Annotated in this window: 7 protein-coding genes; 5 read left to right on the top strand and 2 right to left on the bottom strand. The window is 71.1% G+C overall.

What is annotated here, in order from left to right:
- The first annotated feature begins 207 nt into the window (after positions 1-207).
- On the top strand, positions 208-600 hold the full coding sequence (locus AB0L21_RS13165; RefSeq protein ID WP_365783932.1) for a hypothetical protein: 393 nt from the start codon (positions 208-210) through the stop codon (positions 598-600).
- Between the two features lie 653 nt (positions 601-1,253).
- On the opposite strand, the gene AB0L21_RS13170 is transcribed toward AB0L21_RS13165, so the two are convergent.
- Positions 1,254-1,376 carry a hypothetical protein gene (locus tag AB0L21_RS13170; protein WP_365709238.1) on the bottom strand — a complete coding sequence of 41 codons (123 nt, stop codon included), beginning with the start codon at positions 1,374-1,376 and terminating at the stop codon, positions 1,254-1,256.
- Positions 1,377-1,773: 397 nt separating this feature from the next.
- Between AB0L21_RS13170 and AB0L21_RS13175 the strand changes: the two genes are divergently transcribed.
- Together AB0L21_RS13175 and AB0L21_RS13180 are read left to right on the top strand one after the other, a co-directional pair.
- A complete protein-coding gene (locus AB0L21_RS13175) occupies positions 1,774-3,207 on the top strand; it encodes an aldehyde dehydrogenase family protein (RefSeq protein WP_365783934.1) in 1,434 nt (477 codons plus the stop codon).
- A 303-nt stretch (positions 3,208-3,510) separates the two neighbouring features.
- Positions 3,511-4,371, top strand: a complete 861-nt coding sequence (locus tag AB0L21_RS13180) for a helix-turn-helix transcriptional regulator (RefSeq protein WP_365783936.1) — start codon at positions 3,511-3,513, stop codon at positions 4,369-4,371.
- A 76-nt stretch (positions 4,372-4,447) separates the two neighbouring features.
- Here AB0L21_RS13180 and AB0L21_RS13185 read toward each other — a convergent pair whose 3' ends face one another.
- Positions 4,448-6,142 (bottom strand): FAD-binding protein, encoded by a 1,695-nt coding sequence (locus tag AB0L21_RS13185; RefSeq protein ID WP_365783938.1) that lies wholly within the window; start codon positions 6,140-6,142, stop codon positions 4,448-4,450.
- Positions 6,143-6,358: 216 nt separating this feature from the next.
- Here AB0L21_RS13185 and AB0L21_RS13190 point away from each other — a divergent pair, with 216 nt between their 5' ends.
- Positions 6,359-9,166 (top strand): AAA family ATPase, encoded by a 2,808-nt coding sequence (locus AB0L21_RS13190; protein WP_365783940.1) that lies wholly within the window; start codon positions 6,359-6,361, stop codon positions 9,164-9,166.
- 144 nt (positions 9,167-9,310) lie between these two features.
- Positions 9,311-10,045, top strand: a complete 735-nt coding sequence (locus AB0L21_RS13195) for a sigma factor (protein WP_365783942.1) — start codon at positions 9,311-9,313, stop codon at positions 10,043-10,045.
- Positions 10,046-10,206 lie beyond the last annotated feature (161 nt).

Below are 10,206 nucleotides of genomic sequence, written 5' to 3' on the forward strand. Positions count from 1 at the left end.
GTGATGGATCAGTGACGGATCACGCTCGGACGCTCCGTGGACGAGCGCATCGCGACCTCGACCGGCCGCTACCCACTGTCCGGGTCGGCTTGTCACACGGGCTGGCCCTGTTCGGTCAAACAGGTACGAACTGCATCTTCGGGCATCCGCGCTGATGTTCCGGCTGGGGATCGACCGGCGTGACATCGGACGCGGAGAGGAGGTCACATGCTGCTCGAGAGGGACAACCCCAGCATTGCGGAAGCCGACTGTGCGGGGCTCACCGCAGGGAGCGGCGCCCTGGCCGCCGGCCCCGCTCTCCGCGAGGGCGACCAGTCCGCGCGCGCCCCTCGGACATCCCTGAGTTCTGTGCTCACGCACCCTGTGAAATGGCTGATCGGCGTGCCGTTCCGGCCCGGCGGGACCCGTGTGATCCGGATGTACTACCTGGTCGACGAGGATCTGGACGTCGCCGGCGCCGTGCACGTCGCCATGGAACGCGCCAACAGCCCTCAGGAGCGGCGCGCGCGAGGCGGTATGCGAGTGGAGTACGAGCACATCGAGGTGCGGAGGCTCCTGCTGGACGCCCTGGGGCGCATCAGCCTGGACGGCTGCCGCTGATCTGGTGGCGCCTTCCTGGTCGATGTGGTCGCAGGCCGGCGAGGAACCCAGGTGGGGTGGCCGACGGCGCTCCCCGCCTGACTGGGCCGGCGTGGCCGTGGGACGGTCGGTGAGGGCGGTGCGGAGCTGCCTGCGGGAGGTGATACCGAGTTTGCCGAAGACCTTGCGCAGGTGGCACTCGACGGTGCGAGGGCTGATGAACAGCTGGGCCTCGTCTCCGGATTGGTGAGCCCGTCCCGGGCCAGACCCGCGATCTGTGCTTCCTGAGCGGTGAGTTCAGCGGAAGCGGTGATGACGCGCCTGGTTGCCGTCTCACCGATGGACGCAGTTCGCGGCCGGTGCGCTGGGCGAAGGCACCGGCGCCGAACCGGGCGAATGTCTCGTGAGCCTCGCGCAGTTGGGTACGCGCGTCGTCGCGACGGTTCTCGCGGCGCAGCCATTCCCCGTTCCGCGGATGCGTCCGGGCCGGCTCCATGCGGATGCGGAGGCGACCGAGTCGCTCGATCGCCTCGCGGTAGAACGACTCCGCCGCGTCGCCCTCGGCGAGCAGCGCCCGTGCGGGCGGCACCGGTCGTCTCGGTCAGCCGGTCCAGTGCGACGGCGGTTGTGCCTCGCTCGTCACCGCGCACGGCGGCCTCGACCAGCTCGGACAGTCACCAGCTGGCGGCGGCCAGGTCCTGCGCGTGCGCGGCAGCCAGGCCGGCCGCCTCGCGCGCCGGTCCGTACGCGCCCGCACCGTTGCACAGCGCCGCTCTCGCCCATGGTGCGATGGTCACTCCGATCCCTTCACCACGGGCCGCGGAGTCGTCCGTGCCGGCCCGGATCAGTTCCTCCGCACGGGATTCGGCGCCCTGCCAGGCCGCCGGCGCCGGCGCGCCGTAGGGCGTGAGGTCGCCGACCGACTCCTGTATCGACGGAGGCCAGGGCCTCGCCCTGCCGCGTCGCCTGCGGGATGGGGGTCGAGTCCGAGATGGAGCTTCCGTGGCCGTGAGCAAGCCGCGCGAGACCATCCAGAATGCGGACTTGCCGATGCCGGCCTCGCCCCGCAGCACCAGGACGGCGCTGTGCCCGGCCTTCCCGGCTGGAACGGGCCCGGCACGGTGTGCAAGTGACGCGGATCATGGGCACGGGAAGGCATGGATGCCTCATGAAGGCCGGTGTTCTCTTGGCGGCATGAACGAAAACACCGCAGTTCCCTTCCCCGCACCGTCCCACTGGATCGACGGCCGCCCCCTCCGGGGCTCCGGACCGTTGATCGACGTGGTGAATCCCGCCGACGAGTCGGTGATCGCCGCGGTGCCCGAGGGCACCGCCGAAGACGTGGACAGGGCGGTGGGCGCCGCGCGCGCCGCCTTCCCGGGATGGGCGTCGACGTCCCCGCAGCACCGAGCGGTCTTCATGCGGCGCCTGGCCGAGGGCCTTCAGCGGCATTCCGAGGAACTGGCCGCCACCATCACCCTGGAGATGGGCGCTCCGATCGGGTTCTCCCGGCAGGCGCAGGTGGGGTTCCCGATCGCGTCGACCTCGGCCGCGATCGCGACGGCCGAGCGGTTCGAGTGGACGGAGGTGGTCGAGAACTCGCTCGTCATCCGCGAACCCATCGGCGTGGTGGGGGCCATCACCCCGTGGAACTTCCCGCTGCAGCAACTGGTGACCAAGGTCGTCCCCGCGATGCTGGCGGGCAACACCGTCGTCCTCAAGCCCTCGGAGAACAGTCCGCTGAGCGCTCGTATGTTCGCTGAGATCGCCACCGAGGCGGGTCTGCCGGACGGGGTGTTCAACGTGGTGCAGGGCACCGGTGCGGTCGTCGGCGAGGCACTCTCCCGCCACCCGCAGATCGACATGATCTCCTTCACCGGGTCCACGCGTGCCGGCAGAAGTGTCTCCGTCGCGGCCTCCGGCACGGTCAAACGCGTCGCACTGGAACTGGGCGGCAAGGCGGCCCACATCGTCCTTCCCGAGGCCGACCTCGACTTCGCGGTCCATCGCGGTCTGGCTTACGCCTGGGCCAATGGCGGTCAGGCCTGCGGCGCCTACACGCGCATGCTGGTGCCCGAAGGCCTTCAGGAGACCGTGGTCGAGAAGCTGCGGGACGCGGCCGAGGAGTACGTCGTCGGTGACCCCGCCGACGAGGGCGCACGGATCGGCCCGCTCGCCTCGGAGACCCAGCGCCGGCGCGTCGACGAGTACATCCGGCGTGGCATCGCCGACGGTGCCACGCTCGTGGTCGGCGGCCCCGGCCGTCCGGAGGGCTTCGGGACCGGTGCCTACGTCAGGCCCACGATCTTCTCCGACGTCGACCCCGAGTCCGTCATCGCCCAGGAGGAGATCTTCGGCCCTGTCCTCGTCGTCATCCCCTACGTCGACGACGACCACGCCGTCGAGATCGCCAACGGCACGATCTACGGCCTCAACGGTGCCGTGACCGGTGACGAGGACCACGCCATGGCGATCGCCCGGCGCCTGCGCGTCGGCCAGGTCGATGTCAACGGTGGACCGCACAACTTCCAGGCACCGTTCGGCGGGTACAAGCAGTCCGGCAACGGCCGGGAGATGGGCCGTGCCGGTCTCGAGGAGTTCCTCGAGACCAAGGCGATCACCCGCTGACACACCGCGTCGTCAGCACCCCGGGAAGGCGATCCGGGGACGCCGACGCTCCTTCCGGGGCCGCGCGGCCGTGGAGGGACACCCCCGCACTCGGCCGCCGACGCCGTCGAGAATGCCGTCTCCGCGCTCACGAGGGTGCGGGACGGCACACTGTTGCGGGGATCCTGGCCCCGTTGCTCAGGTGACCGGAGCACACCGTGCAGGGCGCGGTCGACGCGGCGGCCCCTCCCGCAAGCCCCGTCAGGGCAACCACGGACCGGCGCACCCGTCCAGGACGACACCGTCCCCTGAGAAAGGAAAGCCATGGCAGATCGGGCAGCACTGGCCGCCTTCCTACGGGCGCGCCGAGAGGCCCTCCAGCCGGAGGACGTCGGACTGTCCCGCGGGCGCCGCAGGCGTACCGGAGGGCTGCGCCGCGAGGAGGTCGCGGCACTCTGCGACATGTCGGTGGACTACTACAGCCGGCTCGAACAGCCACGGGGTCCGCACCCCTCGGAACAGATGCTCGCCGCGATGGCCCGTGGACTGCACCTGTCACTGGAGGAGCGTGATCTTCTCTTCCAGCTCGCCGGTCACGCCCGGCCTCACCGGGTGCGGCGCGGCGACCACATCAACCCGGGGATGATGCGCATCCTGGACCGGCTGGAGGACACTCCTGCCCAGGTGATGAACCACCTGGGCGAGACACTGAGACAGACGCGCCCGGCGGTGGCGCTCCTCGGTGACGAGACGGCCCACACCGGACTGGCGCGCAGTGCGCACTACCGCTGGTTCACCGACCCGGTCGCCCGCCTGGTCCACCCCGAGGACGACCACACCGAGCACAGCCGTCTGATGGTCGCGGACCTCCACGGCGCCTACATCCGCGACGGCGGCGACTCCCGTGCCGCCGAACTCGTGGACGCGCTGAACAGGGAGAGTCCCGAGTTCGCCGGGATCTGGCGCGAGCGCCCCGTACTGGGGCCCTACTGCGCCTCCAAACGCTTCCTGCACCCCCAGGTCGGGACGCTGGAACTGCACTGCCAGACGCTGGTCGACCCCGACCAGTCCCAGCGGCTCGTGGTCTACACCGCGACACCGGGCACCGAGAGCCACACCAAACTGCGCCTGCTGGCCCTCCTGCCGAGCGCCGGGGGGGGGGCGTACGTTCAGGGCGGACCGTGAGGCGCGTGGCGGGCGTTGCCGGCGTTGTGGGCGCCGGCAGAAGGCTGCGACGCCGACCCGTCGGCTCCCGGGACTCCTACTCGAGCGACTGCGCGTCGGCCGGGACGCCGTGCGTCAACGCGGCGATGTGAGCGGGGATGGGCGGGACGGGTTCTCGACGCACCCCGGTCGCCGGGGACCACACCAGATTGACGTGCAGGTCGGGGTCGACATCGGGGTGGTCGGACCGGTTGTGACAGCCCCGTGTCTCCCGCCGCTCCAACGCGCACAGAAGGGTCGCACGAGCGGCGAGAACGGCGGACCTGAGGTCGAAGGCGTATGCGAGGTCCTGGAAGCCGCCGATGTCGACGTGCACGCCCACGTACGCCATGCGGGCCTCGATCGTGTCCAGTTCGGCCAGCCCGGCGGCGAGCCCGGCCTCGTCCCGGGCGACACCGGCGCGCTCCGTCATCAGGTGGCGCACCGACCGCTGCAGCGTGCGGGCGTTCTGGTCGCCGTCGGCGGCCCCGAGCCGGTTCACGTCAGCCTCCGCGGCGCGAACCGCCGCCGGCGACCGATGCCGGGAGGTGAGCCTGGCCGAGTACTCCGCTGCGGCCCGGCCGGCGATCCGGCCGTAGACGAGTGTTTCGATCAGCGGGCTCTCCTGCAGCCGGTTCGCACCGTGCAGACCACTGGCTGCCTCCCCGGTCACGAACAGCCCGTCGACATCGGTGCTGTGGTCCTCGGGCCGTACCCAGACACCGCCCAGGGAGTACTGGGCGGTCGGCGTGACCTCGATCGGGTCATGGGTGATGTCGAGCGTCTGCAGGTTCAGCAGGGTCTGGTGCACCTGCGGCAGCCGCGTCAGGAGTGTTTCAGGCGGAAGGTGGGACAGGTCGAGCCACACGCCGCCGGCCCGGGTGCCGCGGCCCTCCTTGATCTCCGTGTAGGACGCCAGCGCGATCCTGTCCGGGCCGCAGAGCTCCATGCGCGCGGGGTCGTAGCGCGTCATGAACCGCTCACCGAGGTTGTTGAGCAGGACCCCGCCCGCACCGCCTGCCGCCTCGCTGACCAGCGTGCCCGCCGCGTTCTCCGGCCTGATGAGCCCGAAGGGGTGGAACTGCACCAGCTCGGGGTCACGCAACCGGGCGCCGGCCTCGACGGCGAGGCGGAAGGCGTCCCCGGTGTTCTCACCTCGACGTGACGACGTACGCCGCCAGATGCGCGTGTGTCCTCCGGTCGCGAGGATCACGGAGTCGGCGTGAACGACGTAGCGCGAGCCGTCGACGAGGTCGAACCCGTAGGCACCGAACACCGCCCCGTCGTCGACCAGCAGCCGGGTGACGTACAGGTTCGGCAGGACGGGAACCGCGAGCTGCTCGGCGCGTTCACGGAGAGCTCGCAGCACCTCCAGGCCGGTGCGCTCGTCGGCGAACGCGGTACGTCGGTACCTGTAATCGCCGAAGCGGCGCCGGGCGGTCCCACCGCAGCCCTGCCGGTCGGCCTGCGCGGCGCAGCGGGCCACGATCTGCGCGGTGCGTGGGTCGGCCGGCAAGTACCCTTCCCGCAGTGTGCCGACCGCGTGCTGTTCCGACGTGTCTTCGGGCCAGAGGGAGGGCTCTCCGGTCGGGCACCCCGATGTCATGACGGTGCGGACATCGCCGGACGTGCGTGTGGCCACCGCGATGACCGCGACTCGGGCCTCGGCGATTTCGATGGCCGCTCTGAGGCCTGACCCACCGGTTCCCACCACGAGAACAGACGTGGCGAGCCGGTGTTCGAGCGAAGACATGGGACCTCCTGCGGCAGCGGGCTGGCGCGAACATGGGCAGTGCTCGACCGGACAGCGGCGTCGTGTGTGACAGTGTCGGAGCAACTTTCGGAGTGGAGTCCATCACAACAATTCGACACAAGGTGTGGGATTGTCCTAGGTATCGTTGTGAAGAGCGCTACGACAACCGTTGTGGGGGCGATGACACCCCTGGATGCCCACGAGGAGCCGCGTCGCATGATCGCCAGCCCGCTTCCCGACCTGGTCGGTCGGCATCGCGAGTGCGCGGCGCTCGACGACCTGCTGGCCGGGCTGCGTGAAGGCGGGTCCCGTGTACTGGTAGTCCGTGGCGAGGCCGGAATCGGCAAGTCGGTACTTCTGGAGTACGTGGCCGCACAGGCGTCACGGGTGAAGGTGACCTGGGCGCACGGCATCGAGGCCGACATGGAGCTGCCCTACGCCAGCCTGCACCAACTGTGTGCGCCGTTCCTGGACAAGCTCGACGAGCTGCCGGAACCGCAGCGCGACGCCCTACGCGTGGCGTTCGGGATGGCGGCCGGAGACCCGCCCGACCGCTTCCTGGTCGGCCTCGCCGTGCTCACTCTGCTCACCCGAGCCTCGGAGAGCCGACCGGTCCTCGTCGTGGTCGACGACGCTCAGTGGCTTGACCGGGTGTCGTTGCAGACCCTGGAGTTCGTGGCCCGGCGACTGCTCGCCGAGGCCGTCGCGATGGCGTTCGCGGTACGCGACCCCGAGGGACAGGAGACCCTCAAGGGCCTGCCGGCACTGCGACTCGGCGGTCTCGACTCCGTGGCGGCCGGACAGCTCCTCGAGGCCGCCGTCGGCGGGCGGCTGGAGAAACGGGTCCGGGACCGGTTCGTGGCCGAGATGCACGGCAACCCTCTCGCGCTGCTCGAGTTCTCCCGCGGTCGCGGCGCCGCCGAGCTGGCGTACGGCCTGGACTCGTCGACACTCCGGAGCGTCCAGGGGCCGGTCGCGAGCCGAGTCGAACGGGATTTCGCCAGCCGGCTCGGTTCGCTGCCGCCGGCGACCCGGACACTGCTGCTGATCGCCGCGGCGGAACCGGTCGGTGACGCGCGCCTGCTGGTCCGTGCGGCCGCCTCTTTGAACATCACTCCCAATGCCGCACCGGCCAAGGCGGCCGGCCTGATCGAGTTCGGTGAGTCCGTACGGTTCCGGCACCCGCTGGTCCGTTCGGCGGTCTATCACGGAGCCGAACCCGAAGAACGCCGAGCGGTGCACCGGGCCTTGGCGGAGGCGACGGACCCGGTTCTCGACCCCGACCGGCGCGCCTGGCATGCCGCCCAGGCCGCCAACGGGCCGGACGAAGAGGTCGCGGCAGGCCTGGAGCAGGCCGCCGACCGCGCGCGGCAGCGTGGCGGCATCGCGGCCGAGGCGGTCCTGCTGGAGCGCGCGGCCGAGGTGACGCCGGACCCGTGGCCGCGCGGGCGCCGAGCCATCGCGGCCGCCGAGGCCCACTTCTCCGCCGCCGCACCCGATCGGGCGACGGAGCTCGCCACGGTGGCCGAACTGTGTCCGCTGAGCGCTCTGGACCGTGCCCGCCTGGCGCGCCTGCGGGCCAGGATCCTGTTCGCCCGCAGCCGCAGCGACGAGGCGGCACCTCTGTTGCTGAAGGCCGCCGCGCAGTTCACCGCCGCCGGATCGCCACTCGCGCGGGAGACGTACCTGGAGGCGATCAGCGCGACCATCTTCGCGGGCCGGGTCCACGGTCCGACGGGTGCCCGCGCCGCCGCGATCGCGGCCCGCGCGTCCGGCGCGCCCTCCTCGGGCTCCAAGGCCGCCGACCTGCTCCTGGACGGTGTGGCCGCGCTCCTTGCGGACGGTTGTGAGACCGGTGTCCCGGCACTGTACGACGCGCTGGAGTTGCTCGAGCACGAGGATCTCGGCACCAGGGAGGCGACCGTTCGCTGGCTTCTGCTGGCCCCGGTCGCGCTGGAATCCTTCATCCACTATGCCTGGGACCTGCACGCATGGCATACGCTGTCGAGTCGCGCGGTGCGTCTGGCCCGCGACACCGGAGCGCTCGGCGTGCTGCCACCGGCCCTCATCTACGCCAGCGGTGTGCACATTCACTACGGTGATTTCGCCGAGGCAGCCCGGATGATCGACGAAGCCGATGCGATCGCCGCCGCGACCGGCCACGCCCCGCACAAGTACGCGACACTCGTCCTGGCCGCGTGGCGAGGCGAGGCGGACGTAGCCGCCGGCATCATCGAAGAAGCCCGGCAGAGGGCCGAACAGCGCGGCGAGGTGGGCCTGCTGGGCGCCATGGGGTACATCCAAGGCGTGCTGTTCAACGGTCTGGCACGCTACGAGGAGGCCCTGGAGGCCGCTCGCACGGGCATCGAGCACGACGGTTTCAACTTCACCGGCCTGTCGCTGGTCGAACACGTCGAGGCCGCCACCCGGTCCGGCCGGCTCGACGAGGCCCGCGCCTCACTGGCGCGGCTGCTCGAACTCACCCGTGCCGCGGATTCCGGATGGGCCCGTGGTGCCGGCGCCCGCAGCCAGGCTCTCCTCACCGACGGTGACGAGGCCGACCGGCTGTACCGGGTCGCGATCGAGGAGTTCGGCCGCGGCAGTGTGGCGGTGGAGGTGGCACGCACCCACCTGCTGTACGGCGAGTGGCTGCGCCGCGGCAACCGTCGTTCGCCGGCCCGGGAGCACCTTCGTAGGGCTCACGAGATGTTCGACGGGATGCGGGCGCACGCGTTCGCCGAGCGGGCCCGCCGCGAACTGCTCGCCACCGGCGAGCACGTCAGGGTGCGGGAGAGCAACCCGACGAGCGCCCTCACCCCCCAGGAGTCGCAGGTCGCGACGCTCGCCGCCGACGGCATGACGAACGCGAGGATCGGCGCGGAACTGTTCATCAGTCCGCACACCGTGGAGTGGCACCTGCGGAAGGTGTACACGAAGCTCGGCATCAAATCGCGTCGCGCACTGCCGGGTGCTCTCGCGAACACCCGGGCCGTGGACACCACGAACGAGGTGCCACCCGACTGAGGGCCTGGGCAGGGCCCCCGGGTGACCCCATGGGGTCCCTACGGACTCGACCACGGGTACCAAGGGCGCGGTGAGCGGTGCCTCGGGCCGAGGGTGGAAGACAACGCCCTCGAAGGGCGCCCGCCCGCAAAGAGAGGTCACCGAATGTCCGCGCCCAGCCCGGAGACGACGACGCCGACCGCATACCCGGTCGCCCGGCAGGGGGAGGAGGACCTGGACATCGCCCTCGACATCTTCCTCGCCCAGCGGACACGGCTGTTCCGCATCGCCTACCAGATCCTCCGTGACGTCCCGGCAGCCGAAGACGTGATGCAGGAGGTGTGGCTGCGCTGGCAGCTCACCCATCGCCCGGACATCAACAATCCGGCCGCGTTCCTGACCACTGCCACGACCCGTCTGGCGATCAACATCGTCCAGTCTGCGCGGCACCGTCACGAGACTCCGGCCGAGCCGCAGTTGGCCGACCTCGGCGACCGGGCGGCCCAGGATCCCGTGTTGTGTGCCGAGCGAACCGCGGAGGTGGAGGCGGCCCTGGCCTTGCTCATGGCGAGGCTGACCCCGGACCGGCTGGCTGCTTACGTCCTGCGGAAGGGCTTCGACTACGCCTATGCCGATCTGGCGGGGCTGCTCCGGATCAGCGTCCAGAACGCACGAGTGGTGGTCCACCGAGCCCAGGCCCGCCTCGGGTGCGACCGCCGGCGGCCGGTTCCCGCCGAGTCGCACCGTCGTCTCGTGTCCGCGTTCCGGACCGCGGCCGGCACCGGTGACCTGGAAGGCCTCATCCGGTTGCTCGTCCCCGACAGCCAAGCGCACTGTCTGCTGTCGCCGGCCCCTGTAGCGCCTCGTCCCGGGCCACCGATCACCCGACACGCTGCGTGAGAGGAGACGCGGCGTATACGGCGTGTTGGCCCGGTGAGCGTGCGGACTGAGATGCACGGCACGGCAGCTAGGTCCTGTCGTCAAACTCCCGTCGTCCGCCCGGAGGGCGGGCCGCGCGGCGTCAGGTGCGTGCTCTCGGCGTGCCGGGCCCGGGCCCTCGT

It is taken from the genome of Streptomyces sp. NPDC052721, from assembly GCF_040678315.1.
Taxonomy (GTDB): domain Bacteria; phylum Actinomycetota; class Actinomycetes; order Streptomycetales; family Streptomycetaceae; genus Streptomyces.

Coding starts and splice junctions, on each gene's coding strand:
- AB0L21_RS13180 (WP_365783936.1), top strand. CDS start 3,511: ATGGCAGATCGGGCAGCACTGGCCGCCTTCCTACGGGCGCGCCGAGAG.
- AB0L21_RS13175 (WP_365783934.1), top strand. CDS start 1,774: ATGAACGAAAACACCGCAGTTCCCTTCCCCGCACCGTCCCACTGGATC.
- AB0L21_RS13185 (WP_365783938.1), bottom strand. CDS start 6,142: ATGTCTTCGCTCGAACACCGGCTCGCCACGTCTGTTCTCGTGGTGGGA.
- AB0L21_RS13165 (WP_365783932.1), top strand. CDS start 208: ATGCTGCTCGAGAGGGACAACCCCAGCATTGCGGAAGCCGACTGTGCG.
- AB0L21_RS13195 (WP_365783942.1), top strand. CDS start 9,311: ATGTCCGCGCCCAGCCCGGAGACGACGACGCCGACCGCATACCCGGTC.
- AB0L21_RS13190 (WP_365783940.1), top strand. CDS start 6,359: ATGATCGCCAGCCCGCTTCCCGACCTGGTCGGTCGGCATCGCGAGTGC.